Source organism: Herbaspirillum sp. Sphag64, from assembly GCF_014192645.1.
Lineage (GTDB): Bacteria > Pseudomonadota > Gammaproteobacteria > Burkholderiales > Burkholderiaceae_D > Herbaspirillum.
On sequence record NZ_JACHYE010000008.1, the window covers coordinates 1 to 16,553 of the forward strand.

The 16,553-nt window shown below is 52.4% G+C and carries 14 protein-coding genes and 2 pseudogenes; 10 read left to right on the forward strand and 6 right to left on the reverse strand.

Annotated features, from left to right (window positions below; all coding sequences use genetic code 11):
* The 7 genes and pseudogenes from FHW66_RS13470 to FHW66_RS13500 form a co-directional block, all read left to right on the forward strand.
* Window positions 1-1,019 (forward strand): annotated as a pseudogene (locus tag FHW66_RS13470) (hypothetical protein); the annotation flags it as partial.
* Complete coding sequence (locus FHW66_RS13475; RefSeq protein ID WP_183380331.1) at window positions 1,009-1,692, forward strand: hypothetical protein; 684 nt, start codon at window positions 1,009-1,011, stop codon at window positions 1,690-1,692. The pseudogene FHW66_RS13470 and the gene FHW66_RS13475, both read left to right, overlap by 11 nt.
* 293 nt (window positions 1,693-1,985) lie before the next feature.
* A complete protein-coding gene (locus FHW66_RS13480) occupies window positions 1,986-2,441 on the forward strand; it encodes a hypothetical protein (RefSeq protein ID WP_183380332.1) in 456 nt (151 codons plus the stop codon).
* On the forward strand, window positions 2,401-2,709 hold the full coding sequence (locus FHW66_RS13485; RefSeq protein WP_183380333.1) for a DUF2345 domain-containing protein: 309 nt from the start codon (window positions 2,401-2,403) through the stop codon (window positions 2,707-2,709). The genes FHW66_RS13480 and FHW66_RS13485 overlap by 41 nt, the downstream gene beginning before the upstream one ends.
* 378 nt (window positions 2,710-3,087) lie before the next feature.
* Window positions 3,088-4,473, forward strand: coding sequence for a glycoside hydrolase family 19 protein (locus FHW66_RS13490; RefSeq protein ID WP_183380334.1), 1,386 nt, complete (start codon window positions 3,088-3,090; stop codon window positions 4,471-4,473).
* Window positions 4,460-4,966, forward strand: a complete 507-nt coding sequence (locus FHW66_RS13495) for a hypothetical protein (RefSeq protein ID WP_183380335.1) — start codon at window positions 4,460-4,462, stop codon at window positions 4,964-4,966. The genes FHW66_RS13490 and FHW66_RS13495 overlap by 14 nt, the downstream gene beginning before the upstream one ends.
* A gap of 245 nt (window positions 4,967-5,211) precedes the next feature.
* The gene (locus FHW66_RS13500) at window positions 5,212-6,489 is read left to right on the forward strand and encodes a dicarboxylate/amino acid:cation symporter (RefSeq protein WP_183380336.1); all 1,278 of its coding nucleotides are present in this window, start codon (window positions 5,212-5,214) and stop codon (window positions 6,487-6,489) included.
* 95 nt (window positions 6,490-6,584) lie between these two features.
* On the opposite strand, the gene FHW66_RS13505 is transcribed toward FHW66_RS13500, so the two are convergent.
* From FHW66_RS13505 to ampC, 5 genes and pseudogenes are all read right to left on the reverse strand, one after another.
* Window positions 6,585-7,982: a cytochrome c gene (locus tag FHW66_RS13505; protein ID WP_183380337.1), complete on the reverse strand. Its 1,398-nt coding sequence runs from the start codon at window positions 7,980-7,982 to the stop codon at window positions 6,585-6,587.
* Between the two features lie 8 nt (window positions 7,983-7,990).
* Complete coding sequence (locus tag FHW66_RS13510) at window positions 7,991-9,589, reverse strand: GMC family oxidoreductase (RefSeq protein WP_183380338.1); 1,599 nt, start codon at window positions 9,587-9,589, stop codon at window positions 7,991-7,993.
* A gap of 22 nt (window positions 9,590-9,611) precedes the next feature.
* The gene (locus FHW66_RS13515; RefSeq protein ID WP_183380339.1) at window positions 9,612-10,184 is read right to left on the reverse strand and encodes a sugar dehydrogenase complex small subunit; all 573 of its coding nucleotides are present in this window, start codon (window positions 10,182-10,184) and stop codon (window positions 9,612-9,614) included.
* A gap of 240 nt (window positions 10,185-10,424) precedes the next feature.
* Window positions 10,425-11,459 (reverse strand): annotated as a pseudogene (locus tag FHW66_RS13520) (aspartate carbamoyltransferase); the annotation flags it as partial.
* A gap of 68 nt (window positions 11,460-11,527) precedes the next feature.
* Window positions 11,528-12,712 (reverse strand): class C beta-lactamase, encoded by a 1,185-nt coding sequence (gene ampC / locus FHW66_RS13525; protein ID WP_183380507.1) that lies wholly within the window; start codon window positions 12,710-12,712, stop codon window positions 11,528-11,530.
* A 195-nt stretch (window positions 12,713-12,907) separates the two neighbouring features.
* On the opposite strand from ampC, the gene FHW66_RS13530 reads away from it, so the two are divergent.
* From FHW66_RS13530 to FHW66_RS13540, 3 genes are all read left to right on the forward strand, one after another.
* Window positions 12,908-13,783 (forward strand): LysR family transcriptional regulator, encoded by an 876-nt coding sequence (locus FHW66_RS13530; protein ID WP_221197003.1) that lies wholly within the window; start codon window positions 12,908-12,910, stop codon window positions 13,781-13,783.
* 88 nt (window positions 13,784-13,871) lie between these two features.
* Window positions 13,872-14,786 carry a LysR substrate-binding domain-containing protein gene (locus FHW66_RS13535; RefSeq protein WP_183380342.1) on the forward strand — a complete coding sequence of 305 codons (915 nt, stop codon included), beginning with the start codon at window positions 13,872-13,874 and terminating at the stop codon, window positions 14,784-14,786.
* A 133-nt stretch (window positions 14,787-14,919) separates the two neighbouring features.
* Window positions 14,920-15,921 (forward strand): M14 family metallopeptidase, encoded by a 1,002-nt coding sequence (locus FHW66_RS13540; protein ID WP_183380343.1) that lies wholly within the window; start codon window positions 14,920-14,922, stop codon window positions 15,919-15,921.
* Between the two features lie 73 nt (window positions 15,922-15,994).
* Here the strand turns inward: FHW66_RS13540 and FHW66_RS13545 are convergent, their stop codons facing one another.
* A complete protein-coding gene (locus FHW66_RS13545; RefSeq protein ID WP_183380344.1) occupies window positions 15,995-16,546 on the reverse strand; it encodes an N-acetyltransferase in 552 nt (183 codons plus the stop codon).
* Window positions 16,547-16,553: the final 7 nt, after the last annotated feature.

The window sequence follows — 16,553 nt, forward strand, 5'->3', positions numbered from 1 at the left end:
GTTATGGATGCCTCAATGAGATGGAGTTCGGCGCCAAGAATCGTGCAGATCGCTGGGCCCGCTTTGAAAACCACGCCCGTGCAGTGAGCTTTGACAGATTACCGCAAGAGTACAAAGACGCGCAGTGGCATTTCCATCCGACGGAGTTCATCAAGCATTTCAGGAAGTGTGGGTGGCGTAGCTTGAGAGAGTTAGTGCAAACAATGCCGCGTAAGTCTTCTGGCGGTGCAGGTGGCGATATTTCTTGGGACGATGCATGGAAACGTTGGGAGCTGGGAAATAACAAACATGGATATATGCCACCAGGTATGAATATCGCCATTAATCGGATGTGGAGCAAATACGGCTTCTTTACTGTTCGGCGCCAGGCACATTTTTTGGCGCAAATTTATAAAGAGACGGGTGCACTCCGGGGGACTAGTGAAGATGGTGACAAGCGTTACCTACGCACGATGTACGAAGTACTCACACTGGATGAGGCAGGCGAGGATTATGATCAGAAACGTAGTTGGCTCGAAGCAATGGGTTTTTTGAAGAAACGTAATCGCCAGAATTATGTCGCACAACGTCCCGATGAAATTTCCAAGAAAGCTAAAGCTTTGGGCAATGTTGAAACTGGGGATGGATCACGATTCAGAGGGCGTGGATTGATTCATTTGACAGGACGTATTGGATACAGCGCCTACGAGAAATATCGGAGTCGTAATTTCACCACTGATCTAAATGCGCAATTACTTTCAACTGATTCGACGAGTGCAGCAGATTCGGCAGGTTATTTTTGGGTTAGCAAGATGATGGACTCAAGCAATACAGGTGCCTTGCGAAACGGGCTAAATATTCATCGCCGGGCTGACATAGGTACAGACAACGCTAACGTAGCAGCAGTTACAACCCCCGTTACTGGAGGGAAAACAGGGCTCTCTGAGCGCCAGGAATTTTTAGAATATGTTTTATTTATCTTGGGAGATAGTGCTGAGATATCCGATAAATTAAAAATAAAAATTCAGAATGATAAGTAAGACACTATCTATATCAACTTTGAAAATATGTATTTTTTATATTTTTTTTATAAAATTAACTCATTCAGAAGAAATTAAAAATAAAGATTTTGTTAAATCTTCAACATGCGGATTGAGCATTTCAATTCCTAAAGCACTGGAATCGATTGGTGATTCAATTTCTCCTTGTATTGGATCATACAAAAATAAAGAAGGTGCCGTTTTGAGTCTAATAGTAGATAAATTTCAAGGAGCAAGTCCAAACTGGATAGATAAACAGCCAATTTTACATATATATAATATTGGAATCGATGATTTTCTTAGCGAAAAAAAATCCCAAAGAAACAATTTTAGAGTAATGCCCAACGGATTGGTGGAAAATCGATACCCAATGACAAATTGTGGATCCCCGGCAAAGACAAATTTCATCTATTTAAAAGGTAAAAATTGGAATGGATGGATGGCCGAAGATAATTATGATGAAAAAGAAATTGATAAATCCAAAGAAGAATCCTGTCAGGAATTTAAAAAAATAAATCAGTGCGTAAGATTGGCATTCGGAAATAAAAATATTTCCGCAGTTATGAATCAATATTGCCTAACAAAAAATTCTGAAGAATATGACTTAGATGACAGGCTAAGCTTTAAAATTTTTATGGAAATGATCCTATCTATCGAATTTTTCGAATATTAAATTATAGATAAAGCCCCCTGATTGCAGATGGATAATCTTATTTATCTTGATGCAGAGGGAAATATTGAGAACTATCTAAATGAATTTGTTCCGAGGCGGTCATGAAAAAAGCGCTCCTCTATCTAGCATGCAGTTTCCTGTTTCTGTTATCGACGATATCCCATTCACATACGATAACGCCATCTGCTCGGAAATCATTATTACCAGGAAACGAAGATCCAAACACGATCTACGGATCTAAGAAATGCAAGTACAGGATTCATGACTTGTATGGGGGCATATTTGGAGAGAGTGTGTACATATCACCTATAAGAAGTAAGGATAAACCTGATGAACCGATTGTCTGGGGGTTTGGTCTTGCTTGCCATGCAGGTGCTACAGGGGACGAGATAGATGATCTGCTAGGGGCCAGAAAACTAAAGGATCAATGGTTTTGGACCGGGACGAATGCGCCATTCGAGGCTAATCAATATTTTCGTCTAATTGAGTTCTCTGGTAAGAACTGGACAGGTATTGGCAACACCAACGATCAAATCACAGGAGAAGAAACACTAAGCCAGCGCTTCTTCAATTTTTGTTTGTTCCAAACCGGTGGTTCACAAGTCCTTTGTGTCTGCAACTTGCAAGTCATGAACCTAAACCACCCCAATAGCAATATTCTTGAGAAGGTAATTGATATTCTGAAAAGCATTGAATTTGTTGAGCCAGATGCGCCAGCAATGGAAAAATCGAGATACAGGCCAAAGTGACGAGATACACGCCATCGCCGACAAAAACCTGACGATCACCAGCGTCAACGGCAAGGTAGAAATCAACGCCAAAGAAGCCATCCTGCTCAAGTGTGGCGGCTCCTATCTCCGCATCAGCCCGTTGGGAATTGAAAGCGGCACACTGGGCGACATTAACTGGAAGGCAGATGCATTCTCCTTGCAGGGGCCAGCGGCGTTACCGCAAGTCTTGCCGGTGTTGCCTACTGAACGTGGCAAAACTGATGACGACTTCATTGTCTCTCGTTAATTCAAGGAAACTCTCCGTCAGGTCTATGGTCATACTAAACAGCTGCACTTTGAGATCTGCTGCGACATCGAGAACCTCAAAAAAATCATCGGGCGCGAACCCGGCTGGTTAGACCCAGAAGCCATTCCCACCAAAGACGGCCGTACCGACAGTATCTTCGGCAGCCTCTACATTTATCTGCCAGCCACGACGCCGATCAGTCTCAAAGCACCCACCGATCATCTTCGCGCTGATAGCGACATCACGCTCGGCACGGCGCAGTGGATCAAACTCGACTACGGGAATGAAGGCAGAACGCCCGGTAGCTGTGCATTCACCAGCTACGGCATCAACGGTCAGTTAGGTGCCACACGACAAGATGCCGACGCCGAATACAACTTGTACAAAGAAGCCACCGATCGTCACAACAGCCTGATCAAGGCACATCCCGCAGTAAAAAGCAGCCCCTCTGGCTGGTATGAGTTATTGCGCTTCGGTCGCAATATAGGGCGGAGTGAAACAGATAAAGACCCCTTGCCAGACAACGCGGCGCACTGGCGCAAGATCAGAACACTAGAGGATAAGTCAGTCTGGGCAGACCTGAATGCGCCGGGTACTTACAAATTCAGCGATGCCGATTTCCTGCCGCAATTTGGCTGGAACTGTTACGACGACGATACCAGTCCCAATGACCTGCGTTGTGATTCAGAAAGACTCAAGGCACTGATCCGGGCAGAAGGCGATCAACCCAATCCGGATCGCAACAAGGATGACGTCGAACTATCCAGACGTCTGCCGGAGAAGGACGTACGCAAGGCATTGCGCAGAACAATTTGTCAATTCCCGACGGAGTGGGACAGAGGCACGATCATTGCGCGTTATGGATGCCTCAATGAGATGGAGTTCGGCGCCAAGAATCGTGCAGATCGCTGGGCCCGCTTTGAAAACCACGCCCGTGCAGTGAGCTTTGACGGATTACCGCAAGAATACAAAGACGCGCAGTGGCATTTCCATCCGACGGAGTTCATCAAGCATTTCAGGAAGTGTGGGTGGTTAGGTGAAGGCGACTTAAACGCTATTCTGAATGGTGCACCTGCGGTCGGCCGTGCTCGCGCCGTGACATTACGCATACCAATGAATCAGATGCTCAGAAAGTATTTGATCTGTAGTCGTCAGCGCCAGGCACATTTCCTTGCACAGGTTGGTCATGAGACTGGTTGGTGGCAGTTTAAGGAGGAAATTGGCAAAGAGCGCTATTTCAGAACAATGTACGAAGTGATCACGTGGGAAGAGGCTTTGGAAGACTACCATTCCGATTTTGCTCAAAAACTTAGCTTGGTTAAAAATCAAGAAACAGCAGAACAATATGCAGCGCGACGACCGGGTGTAGTTGCGAATAAGGCTGCTGGCATGGACAACGGAATCGCAAATGCAAGCAACGGTGGACAGATTGGGGATGGTGTCAGATTTAAAGGAAGAGGATTTCTTCAAATTACAGGGAGACGAAATTATTCTAGCTATGGCAAGTACCGAGGTGCCAACTTTATTAGTCCTCCTTACCCTAATTTATTGGCTAATGATTTATTTAATGCATTTGATGCGTCCGGCTTTTTTTGGTCAAGAGAGTGCGTCAATAAAAAGGCCGACAGTGGTAGTGATGCAATTTATGTCACTCAGGTGGGCGGAGTGATCAATCGAGGATCAGCAAATAAAGTCCCTCATCACAATCGGGAAAGACAGGCCATATTTACTCAGCTTTGGAATATGTTAAATGAAGAAATTTAATTTCCTTATAGTATTGGTTGGATTATCAGCAGCACTAGCTATAACTGTACATGCTACTTCAATAGATTTGCGAAAAATAGAATCGATATTTAATAAATTTAACCTACAGCGTTATGAATACTCGGAAAAAGGAAATCTTAGGATCGAAAAATTTAAAAGCAACGTTCCTTTATCTGAATTCACAAGTGAATTTGATCAGCGTATTGTTATTGTGGTATTAGGAAAAAAAACAATTGTAGATAGACCAAAAGTAGAACCGCTGGTACCTGAGCAAATTCTTAGTAAGATTCACTCCAAGAGACCTGAGAAATACAATGGATGGACCCTCTCAACTGATGAGATCATTTATGCTGCTCAAGGACAGGTTCCTGGATTTATGGTCGATTGCACTGTCGCAGGAAAGATGTTTAAAAACGACTACGTTACCGTCTCTGAGTGCTATTCGTTAGATAAAAAAAAGGAATTTCTTAAAATTTTGTCTGCATTTCATTAGAAAATCTCTACAAAACTAATGAATACTTGTATAGCCCTAGCCACTAAACACCAAACAAACGATTCCCACCCCACATCACCGATAACCTGACGTCGCAAGCCGCAACATTTCCCATAAGCAATTTTTAACGAGCTGGCCCGATGAATCTGTGCCGTTACAGCAATCATGTGCCTTAAACAACCGCACTCCCTGCTGTTTTTAGTACAATTCCGCCCACTTTTGAAAAAGCCCAGGGAAATCGTTTCATGAAAACATCGAACAAAACTACCCGCATGATCATGCTCAGCATGGTCCTCGGTGTTGCCGTCGGTTATCTGTGCCATCGCTTCACGGCCGACGCGGCAGCGGCCAAGGAACTGGCAAGTTACTTCTCTCTGGTGACAGATGCCTTCCTGCGATTGATCAAGATGATCATTGCTCCGCTGGTATTTGCCACCATCGTGTCCGGTATTGCTGGCATGGATGACACCAGTGCCATCGGCCGTATCGGCGTCAAGGCCTTGCTGTGGTTCCTGATGGCGTCGCTGGTCTCGTTGGCGATCGGCTTGCTGTTTGTCAATCTGACCCAGCCGGGTATCGGGCTGAGCTTGCCCTTGCCTGCCGCCGATGCCGCCACCGGTCTGAAGACCAGCTCGCTGAACTTCAAGGAATTCTTTACCGGTATTTTCCCGAAGAATTTCTTCGAAGCGATGTCGACCAACTCGATCCTGCAGATTCTGGTGTTCTCGGTCTTCTTTGGCGTCGCTGTGGGTAAGTTGCCATCGGCTTCGACCAGCCCGATGAAGCGCTGGGTCGATAATCTGATGGATGCCATGCTGCATGTGACCAATGCGGTCATGATGCTGGCGCCAATTGGTATCTTCGCTGCGCTGGCAGCGGCGGTCACCGTGCAGGGTCTGGATGTGCTGCTGGTGTATGGCCGCTTCATCGGTTACTTCTATCTGGCGCTGCTGGTGCTGTGGGCCTTGTTGTTTGCGGCTGGCTTTGCGGTACTCAAGGGACGTGCGGTTGCCTTGGTGCGTCTGATCCGTGAACCGATTGTCATCGCCTTTTCGACTGCCAGCAGCGAAGCGGCCTACCCTTCGCTGATCGAGCGTCTGCGTGAATTTGGTATCCGCAAGCGTATGGTCGGCTTTATGTTGCCACTGGGTTATTCGTTCAATCTGGATGGTTCGATGGTGTATCAGGCGTTTGCTGCGGTGTTCATTGCGCAGGCGTTTGACGTCCACATGAGCCTGGGTCAGCAAATCACAATGCTGCTGATTCTGATGGTGAGCAGCAAGGGTATGGCAGCTGTGCCACGTGGTTCACTGGTGGTGGTGGCGGCGATTCTACCGATGTTTGGCTTGCCGGAATCAGGCCTGCTGTTGATCATGGGTATCGACCAGTTCCTCGACATGGGGCGTACCGCCACCAACGTGCTGGGCAACAGTATTGCTACTGCCGTGGTCGCCAAGTGGGAAGGTGAATACCTGCCTGAAGGTGCGACCGAAGAGGATACGGCGGTCAGTCAGGCTGGCTGAGACTGAGCTAAAGCGTGACTGCAATTGACGTAAAAAAATCAGGCCCAACCAGGCCTGATTTTTTTGTACTACGGCACAGAACGTGACTAGATTGATTAGTTGGCTGTACGACGGTTCTTGCGTCTTACCAACAATACTAGTGCCAGCAGGATCAACACAATCGCTGCAACAATGCCTGCACGTGCCAATGTCAGCAGCGGGGAAGTCTCGCCGCCTGCGCGCAGTGACTTGACCTGTTCTAGCGTGACCTTGGCCGATGGATTGCCAAAATTCTGCAGCAGGTAGTTAGAGAGCGTGACCACTTGCTCGTCGCTGAGCTTGTGAGCGAAGGCCGGCATCAATACTTCAGGACCACCTTCCTTGCGCTCGACGCCTTGCAGAATAGCCATCACCAGATTATTGCTGTTGCTATGTCCCAGTGCGCTGTTGTGATAGAGCGCTGGCAGGCTAGCGCCGTTCCAGTTCTTGCTGCCCTCGCCGCGCGCCTGATGGCACGATGCGCAGTTGGCGTCATATAGCTGGGCACCATCGAACTTGCTGGTATCCCTGACCAATGGACCGCCGCGCACACTGTCGGCTGCCAGCGTCGGCTTGCCCCAGCTGGTTGCAGACTGGGTATCAGCGCTATCATGTTGCGCCGGCAGGGACTTGATGTAGACGGCGACAGCGTGACGGTCTTCCTCGGTCAGCTTGCTGAGGCTGTTGTCGATCGCTTCGGCCATCATGCCACCTGCCTGCGCCTTGCCGTCGACACGACCGGTGCGCAGGTATTGGGCAATTTCTGCCTCACTCCAACTACCGATACCACTGACCGGATCACTGCTGATGTTCGGTGCATACCAGGTGCCGAGATCGGTGCCACCAAACGCATGCGCCTTGTCTTCCGCCATCAGGGTGTTGCGTGGTGTATGGCATGCCGTGCAATGCGCCAGCCCCAGTGCCAGATAGGCACCACGATTCCACTCGGCACTCTTGCTGCTATCCGGGACGAATGGTTTGTTATCCAGGAACAGCAGGTTCCAGACCGACATCGATGCCCGGATATTGAAGGGGAACGGCAGTGCTGTTTCCTTTGGCTTGCCGTCCACCGCAGACACACCCTGCATGAAGAAGGTGTATAGCGCCCTGACGTCATCCTCGCTCAAGAGCGCATAGGAGGTGTAAGGCATGGCCGGATAAAGATGCTGACCATCGGCGCGTACTCCGCGTTGCAAGGCATCACGGAACTGCTCAAATGTATAGCTGCCAATGCCATCGCTGGCCGATGGCGTGATGTTGGTGGAGACAATATGTCCCAACGGCGTGGCAATATCCTGCCCACCAGCAAAGGGCTTGCCGCCCTTGGCGGAGTGGCAGGCAATGCAGTCACCGGCGGTTGCCAGATATTCGCCACGCTTGATCTGCTGGGCATCGGCTGCATGCGCCATTGGCAGCACGCCTGCAGTACCGATTGCCAGCGCCAGCGCGGCGTACCATGTGTTGAACTTGTTCATGGAGGTCCTCATGCGTTGGCGTGGATATGGTCGGCAGAGCGTAATGCCAGGGCGACGGCGGTCAGGGTGGAATTGACCGTGGCCGAGGTTGGCATGACGCCGGTGCTGGCAAGGTACAGATTCGGATGGTCGTGCGAGCGGCCAAAGCCATCACACACCGAATCCTTGGGGTCATTCCCCATACTGAGCGTGCCGGTGATGTGCTGGTTGTTGCCATACACGCCATCAGGTGAGTAACGCAGATTGGTACCGCCCATCAGTTGCGCAATGTGGGTGTAATGCTCGCGTGCGGCAGCCATGCCTTTGTGTACATAATCATTGAGAGCGTAATGAACCTGCGGCTTGGGAATGCCGAGCGCATCCTTCTGGTCGCTGAGGACGATACGGTTTTCTGGATCGGGCAAGACTTCGAGCACGTTCTTGACGCTGCATTGGCGCGCGGCATGGTAACGAATCTGTTCTTCCAGCTCGGCACCATAAATGCCCTTGGCGATCAAGGCATTGGTCACGTTGGCAACCTGCGAGGAATTCGAAATATCGATGCGGAACGAGGCATGCTCAGAGCGGAAGGCACCATCACGCAGCGAGTTGATCGAGCCTGGGCTCATCGGGCCACGACCGGGCCACAACTCTTCGTCTGCATCGAATACCAGACTGTTGCTGGGGTGGTCCATCAGATTGCGACCGACCATGCCGGAGCTGTTGGCGAGGCCATTCTTGAACTTGTCGCTGGCCGAGAGCAGCAACAACTTGGGGCTCTCAATACCGTTGGCGGCGAGGATGAAGGTCTTACCGGTGACACGTACCGAGTTCTTGTCCGGGTCGTAATAATGGACGGCGACGATACGGTCTTTTTCATCATGCTCGATACGATAGACCACCGCATTCGGGATCAGCTTTGCCCCGGCCTGCTCGGCTGCATCAACGGAAAGACCGCCGTGATATTGCGCATCGATCGGGCAGATCGGCATGCAGTTGTTGTTGCCGCAGCAGGCTGGGCGACCGTCGTAGGCACGGCTGTTACGGGCCGTGGTGTTGACGATCACTTCATAGCCAGCCGGCGCCAGACGCTCACGATAGCGTTGTTGCAGGAACGACTCCGCCACCGGTTGCATCGGAAACGGCTTGCTGCGTGGCGAGCCGTTATTAGGTGCGCCGGAAACGCCCATCTTCACTTCGGCTTCGTGGTAGAACGGTTCCAGATCGTCGTAAGAAATCGGCCAGTCGCGACCGACGCCATACAGGCTCTTGATGCGCAAATCGTTGGGCAAGACGCGCCAGGCCTGAGCCGCCCAGTGCCAGGTGGTGCCGCCGACGATACGGATGTACTCGGCCTTGTAGGGATAAGGTCCGGCCTGGATCAGGTAATTGTTGTCCTCAGGCTGATACACCGGATGCGGCGACCAGGATGAGAAGGGATAGGGCGACATGAAGTCGGCCTTGCGTGGCGAGTTACGGAAGTTGGCGACGAGCGTGGCGCGGTCGATCCTCGGACCGCCTTCCAGAATCAGCACAGAAGCGCCTTGCGAAGCCAGACGATGCGCAGCCAGTGCGCCGACGATACCAGAGCCGATGACGACGACGTCGGCAGAGAGTTGTTCAGACATGGTGAATTCCCGGTGAAATGGTTCAGGCGGCGAGCGGATTGCGACCCCAGCTGCCATACGGTCCGTAGGCGTAGCTGGGCGGCTTGAGACGATCAGCCACGGCGACATACATCAAGCTGGTCTCATAAGTGACGCAGCGTGCGGTCTTGCCGCTACCCACCACGCCCACATACCAGCCGCTGACGATGCGTCCGGGCAACTTGGCCACGGGCGACTTTTGCGCATCCAATGCAGCCTGGAGTCCGGAAACCTCAAGCTTGGTCTGAGCCTCAGCGGCGGAAATGAACTCCGACAACTGCTGTAATTGCGCCTCGAAATCGGGATACACCGACACAAAGGCCGCATAGAGGCGATCTGCCTGTACCGGATTGAGATCCTTCTTATCAGTCAACAGACGAGATAAGCTTAAGAAGTTCTCTGAAGCCTTGGCGGCTGCTCCTGCCGGACTGGCATTGTCAGCAAACGCGGCCGGCAAGGGAATAAAGGAACAAACGTAACTACCGAGAATGCCAGCCAGCAGCATCCGACGTGCTTTATCGTGCGCATGCGCGGGCGCAGGCTGCTCCTGCCCGGCCGATGGAGGGAGGATTTTCATGGGTGGATCCTTTCTTTTGACGATCGTTTGACGCGATTTCTGGATGCGACTTCACAACCTGCACATTATAGTCAAGAGAAAGGACAACTCAACAGACATCCTACAAGTATTTATTATGTTAATCATTTGATAACAATCCGCTGTTCATGTTATCAATGACAGAAGTCACCTGATTACACCAGCCGCAATGCGCCGCACAGAACTTCAATGCAGGTGGGCTGCGGCTTGTATCCAGATCAATTAAAACAGCTCGCGTCGGTAAAACGCAGCATCGTCCGGCCCCAGATATTCAGGACTTTTCCATGCGGCATCGCGCAGATCCTTTTGCACCAGATGGTCAACGCCGAGAAGTGTGGCAAAAATCGCCATGCGCACGGGAATCCCATTGTCGGTCTGGCGGAAGATCGCCAGTCGCTCATCCCGGTTCAGATCAGTGCTGAGGTCATTGGCACCAGGACGGCTATCGCGTGGCAGCGGATGCATGACGATGGTGTGCGGGTTGCAATATGTCTGCAAAAAGGCGGAATTGACCTGAAAGTCGGAGGAATAATTCTCGACCTCTTCATCCACGAAGCGTTCCTTCTGAATGCGCGTGGCATAAACCACGTCGACATCGGTAAGCGCCTGCTGCAGTGAGGTACGGGTGTGGATACGATGACCACGATTGGCGACGATATCGATAATGTACGCCGGCATTTCCAGCGAGCCCGGCGCAATCAGGGTAAAGGTCAGTTGCTGGTAGAGCGACAGCAGTTTGATCAGGGAATGGACGGTACGACCGTATTTGAGGTCGCCGACCAGCGCAATATGTGCGCCGTCGATACGCTTGCCAAGACGCTGGAATTCTTTTTGGATGGTGTAGAGATCGAGAATCGCCTGACTAGGATGTTCACCCGGGCCGTCGCCACCATTGATGACCGGAATATTGGTGGCCTCGGCGAATTGTGCGACTGAACCCTTCTCTGGATGACGCACGACCATCACATCAACATAGCTGCTCAATACCCGGCTGGTATCGTAGATGGATTCGCCCTTGGCCATCGAGGAAAAAGTGAAGCCGGTGGTATCGCATACCGATCCGCCAAGACGGCAAAACGCCGCACCAAAACTGACACGGGTACGGGTACTGGCTTCAAAGAAGAGATTGCCGAGAACCGCCCCTTCCAGAACCCGGGTTACCTTGCTGCGCCGGGCAATCGGCTCCATCGTGTGTGCAGTTGCCAGTAGTTGCTCGATCGATTCGCGACTGAATTGATCAACAGACAAGAGATGGGGGCCGAATTGGGATTGGGTCATGTTTTCCAGTGTGAAATGCGTTGGCGTGGGTCGTTGAGACCCGAATTTTACTGGAGATTTTCGAGTTGCTTGAGAATCTGATACGCCGCTGTCACTCGTGGTGGAATCGGATAATTTTTATTGGCCAGCAACACGATACCGATCTTTCTGGCGGGAATAAAGGCGACATAAGAGGCGAAGCCATTGGTCGATCCAGTCTTGTTGATCAGCACGTCATCATGGGCTGACTGTGTTGGCGATGCTGGCTGCACTGCTGTCACCGGCATGGCGTGGTAGGCCATGGCATCCGAATTACCTGCCAGCAACTGCTTGAGCGTAAAGGGAGCGGCATATTGTTCCCAGATCACATCCTGCATCATGACACCGGTATCCATAAAGCCGGTATGGGTGAGCTTGATGGCCTGCTGCAGTTGACCGTCCACGCGCAAGCTGCCGACATTGGCGGCGATAAAGCGGATCAGATCAGCTGCATTGGTCTTGATGCCATAGGCTTCTGCACCGAGCACGCCAGGATTGAGCCGGATTGGTGCGCCCTGCTTGGTGTAGCCCTGCGCATACGAAGCCATTTGATCGGCAGGAACATGAAAGTAGCTATGGCGCATGCCCAACAAGGGAAACAGCGTCTTTTCCATTACTTCTTCAAACGGCATCTGCATGCTGCGCGCCGTGATCATGCCCAGCAAGCCGATGCTGACATTGGAGTAGGCGCGCTGGGTGCCGGCCGGATAAGGTGGCTGCCAATGTTGCAGATAATCGAACAGTTGCGCATTGTCCTGGATCGTCTCCGGCACTTGCAACGGCAAGCCACCCGCGGTGTGCGTACCGAGGTTGAGCAGGCTCACATGGTCGAAGCTGCTGCCCTTGAGTTCCGGCAGATACTTGCTGACCGGGTCCGTAAATGCAAGCTTGCCATTGACTGCCGCATAGGCGGCCAGCGTGGCGGTAAAGGTTTTGCTATTGGAACCGATTTCAAACAAGGTCCGATTCGTCACCGCCTGTTGTGTGGCCAGCGATGCCACACCATAGTTATAGAAGTAGCTCTGCCCATCGATGGTCAGCGCAACGGCCATGCCGGGGATGGCATATTCCTGCATGAGCGGACCAATGACCTCCTTCACGACCGACGACATCTGCCTTTGCTGGGCATCACTTGCCGCCCACGCGCCAGCGCTCAAAAAACCGTAACCTAGCCCGGCGGCCATCAATAAGGTAGAAATAAAACGGCTTCGCATCATTGCTCCATTCGTGAAAAACTTCATGAAATAATCCGGTTGACGTGCACCACAGTTACTGTGGCGGATCCGCGATCGATAAGATAATCTCGCACCGGGATCTGTTGAGGACGATAATGTCACCTCTTTCAAAGCGACTCACAAGCGAGCATAATTTCTATCAAGACCAAGAAAAACTTATGCCATGAAGCGCAAATGAGTAGCATCACACGCCCCCACCTTCCGCTCAACGCCTTGCGTGCCTTCGAAGCATCGGCGCGCCATTTGAGCTTTACCCGCGCGGCACAGGAATTGCATGTGACGCAGGCAGCCGTCAGCCAGCAAGTCAGGATGCTGGAAGAACGACTGGGCGTGACTCTGTTCAAACGCTTGCCACGCGGCCTGGCCATGACCGACGAAAGTCGTTCGTTGTTACCGGTATTGACGGATGCCTTTGCGCGTATCGAAGGGGTGTTGCGACAATTTGAAGGCGGGCATTTCCATGAGGTGCTCACCATCGGGGTGGTTGGTACCTTTGCTGTCGGCTGGCTGTTGCCACGCCTCAAATCGTTTCGGGAACAACATCCGTTCGTGGAATTGCGGCTGCTCACCAACAATAATTTAGTCGATCCTGTCGCCGAGGGACTCGACTTTGCCATCCGGTTCGGAGATGGCAGTTGGCCCGGCACCCACAATCTGATGCTGCTGGACGCGCCGTTGAGCGTACTGTGTACACCAGAGATTGCACGCCGGCTCTCCTCCCCGCGTGATATTGAAAAGGAAATATTGCTGCGTTCCTATCGCAGCGAAGAATGGACTAGCTGGCTTGTAGCTGCAGGCCTGGAACCGTGGACGGTCAACGGCCCTGTTTTTGATTCATCGCGCCTGATGGTGGAGGCAGCATTGCAAGGTGCTGGTATTGCGCTGGCTCCACATCTGATGTTTTTGCGCGAGCTGCAATCACAGCAACTGGTCCGTCCGTTCGAGACGGAAGTGAAAACGGGGAGCTACTGGCTGACCTGGCTCAAATCCAGACATATGTCGCCGGCCACTGCGCTTTTTCGGCAATGGATCCTTGCGCAAACGCAATGAACATGATGATGAAACGACATGGCGGAGACTGTCACAATAGCGAGCAGCAACTGTTTGAATTAACGCGACCTCCGAAAGGGAAAAACAAGTGCAGCTAAGCTGGCTGGAAGACTTCATCGAACTGGCGCGTACGCGCAGCTTTTCTCGCGCGGCGGAGAATCGTTGCGTGACGCATCCGGCGTTTGGCCGCCGTATCAAGGCACTGGAACAATGGGTGGGTGCCGAGCTGGTAGTGCGCTCACATCCGGTATCGCTGACCGCCGCCGGGCAATTGTTTCTGGATGCGGCGACCCATTCGGTGGATGTATTGTCGGCCGCCAAGGCACAACTGGAGGACAGTTCGGCACCGGTCGAGCAGACGCTCCGGGTGGCAACCGGGCGCACCTTGGCACGAACCTTCTTCCCGGCATGGTACGAACAGCTGACGCAGCGATTGGGGTCCTTTCCGGTATCGGTCAGCACCGGCGGTGCGCAGGAAGTGATCTTCCGGCTCGGCGCTGGCGAAGCCGATCTGCTGGTGATCTACTCCAGTCCGACCACACGCCTGCTGATTGATCCACTGCGTTATGAATCACTGACGCTGGCCAGAGAGACCTTGTTGCCAGTCTCAGCCACGGATACAAAAGGTCGCCCGAGATTCAAGCTGGTCAATGCCGGCACAGCGACGCCAACGCCTTGGCTGGGATTCTCGCAATCGCTGACCCTGCGCGGGGTATTGAGCAAACATCTGGCCGGGCTGCCAAAAAAGCTGGCCTTGCACATGGTCTATCAGGCCGACTCGTATGAATCGATTCATGCGATGGCGCTGCGCGGCATGGGCGTGGCATGGCTGCCGCAACAACTGGTGCAGGATGACATCCGGCAAGCGCAGTTAGTGGTCATCGGCGGGCCGGAAATGCGGGTCAACTTTGATATTTCCCTCTATCGCCTGCGCGGCAACAGCAAGCCGCTGGTTAATGCGATCTGGGCCTCGGTGGCAGCCGACGCCATTGGGCCTGACTAGCAAGCAAAAAGCACAAGGGTGTGCCGAATCGGCAATCTGCACAAAAACCGGCTGACTATACTGCCAGTAAGATCGCATCCGAACCCGTTTTGCCCGTTGGCAGAACATCCACCCAACTAATCCGCCCCCCTCCATGAAAACACTTGAACAAGTTCGCGCTCAACTCAAGGCTTATCCAATTGAAATCGACTTCCCCGACATCAGTCCATGGAAAGACGGCAACACAGGGGTGGATTACGTGCACAGCATCGACAGCGGCATCGCCGGACCGCACGTGATGATCATGGCGCTCATGCATGGCAACGAAGTCAGCGGCGCCATCACGGTAGACCGTTTGCTCAAGGCTGGCCTGACACCGCGTCAGGGACGAATCACGCTGGGCTTTGCTAATGTCGCAGCCTATCAGCGCTTTGATGCCAGCAATCCCGATGCTGGCCGCTATGTTGATGAAGACATGAATCGCGTCTGGTCCGCAGACCGTCTGGACAGTACCCAGGACAGCACTGAGCTGCGCCGTGCGCGCGCATTGCGACCGATCATCGATACCGTCGATTACATGCTGGATCTGCACTCCATGCATGAAGTTGCGCCGCCGCTACTGCTCAGCGGCCCACTGGACAAAGGTATTCGCTTTGCCGCCGCCGTTGGTGCGCCGGAGCATGTGATCATCGATGCTGGTCACGCCAATGGCAAGCGCATGCGCGACTATGCCGCTTTTGGTGATCCAGCCAGCAGCAAGAACGCACTCCTGATCGAGACCGGCCAGCATTTTTCCAGCCGCAGCAAGGATGTCGCCATGGATTCTGCCTGTCGCTTCCTGATGGCGACCGGTGTGCTGCAATCGGACGATCTGCGCAGTTTCATGTTGCCAGAGGCACCAACGCTGCAACGCTTCTTCCAGGTCACGGATGCGGTGGTAGCTGACAGCTATGATTTTGAATTTGCCGATGATTATCGTGGCATGGAAATCATCGCCAAGGCTGGGTCACTGATTGCGCATGACAAGGAAGCGAAGATCGTCACACCTTATGACAATTGCGTGATCATCATGCCATCACTGCGTCATCTTGGCCCCGGTGTAACAGTAATGCGACTGGCGCGGCTGGTGGATGCTGCCCGAGGCGCTCAGGCATAACTCCATGCGAGCCGCCAATCCATGCACCAGTGTGCATGGATGCGCTTCAATCATCTCAGCACCGGCCCGATGACTACAAGCCGTAGCTGAGTTCGCGACGCATTTGATAGAGGACGTCTTCAACCAACGCCATCTCAAAAAGGTTCATCGATGCGCCCCGATAATGATCCGGCAAGGGACTGTCCACCGGAAACGATTTAGTCCTGATATGGGCAAAGCCTTGCTTTTCGTAATATTTTTTCAAGCGTGCATTGGTGGCCCAGGTATCAAGGCGCAGAAACTTCTTCTGCGAGCGCAACGCGTGTCCCTTGATCCATTCAAGGATGGTTGCCCCTAATCCCTGACCGGCATAGTCGCGCCGGGTTGCCAGCTTGTGGATATAGAATGCGGGATCTTCGGACCCATCCCAGATCAAGGGATCAGTTTCTGTGATCGTGACTGTCGCAACATAGATGCTGTCGATCGAAAAAAGGTAGACCCGCTCTTCGGCGATATCACGCGAGATGGCTTCCAGCGGAAACACTGGCCAGACCTCTGGCGTTGTCGCCAGATGCCAATCCCGTGCGGCGCTGAGCAGGTTCCCGACAACCTGCAGATTTTTTTGGTTCGCTACTGTTACCTTCATTTTTTCT

What these genes read in the sequence shown, in the direction of transcription:
- ampC (WP_183380507.1), bottom strand. Translation starts at nt 12,712, where the DNA reads ATGCGAAGCCGTTTTATTTCTACCTTATTGATGGCCGCCGGGCTAGGT.
- FHW66_RS13505 (WP_183380337.1), bottom strand. Translation starts at nt 7,982, where the DNA reads ATGAACAAGTTCAACACATGGTACGCCGCGCTGGCGCTGGCAATCGGT.
- FHW66_RS13475 (WP_183380331.1), top strand. Translation starts at nt 1,009, where the DNA reads ATGATAAGTAAGACACTATCTATATCAACTTTGAAAATATGTATTTTT.
- FHW66_RS13540 (WP_183380343.1), top strand. Translation starts at nt 14,920, where the DNA reads ATGAAAACACTTGAACAAGTTCGCGCTCAACTCAAGGCTTATCCAATT.
- FHW66_RS13510 (WP_183380338.1), bottom strand. Translation starts at nt 9,589, where the DNA reads ATGTCTGAACAACTCTCTGCCGACGTCGTCGTCATCGGCTCTGGTATC.
- FHW66_RS13515 (WP_183380339.1), bottom strand. Translation starts at nt 10,184, where the DNA reads ATGAAAATCCTCCCTCCATCGGCCGGGCAGGAGCAGCCTGCGCCCGCG.
- FHW66_RS13485 (WP_183380333.1), top strand. Translation starts at nt 2,401, where the DNA reads ATGCGCCAGCAATGGAAAAATCGAGATACAGGCCAAAGTGACGAGATA.
- FHW66_RS13500 (WP_183380336.1), top strand. Translation starts at nt 5,212, where the DNA reads ATGAAAACATCGAACAAAACTACCCGCATGATCATGCTCAGCATGGTC.
- FHW66_RS13545 (WP_183380344.1), bottom strand. Translation starts at nt 16,546, where the DNA reads ATGAAGGTAACAGTAGCGAACCAAAAAAATCTGCAGGTTGTCGGGAAC.
- FHW66_RS13495 (WP_183380335.1), top strand. Translation starts at nt 4,460, where the DNA reads ATGAAGAAATTTAATTTCCTTATAGTATTGGTTGGATTATCAGCAGCA.
- FHW66_RS13530 (WP_221197003.1), top strand. Translation starts at nt 12,908, where the DNA reads ATGAGTAGCATCACACGCCCCCACCTTCCGCTCAACGCCTTGCGTGCC.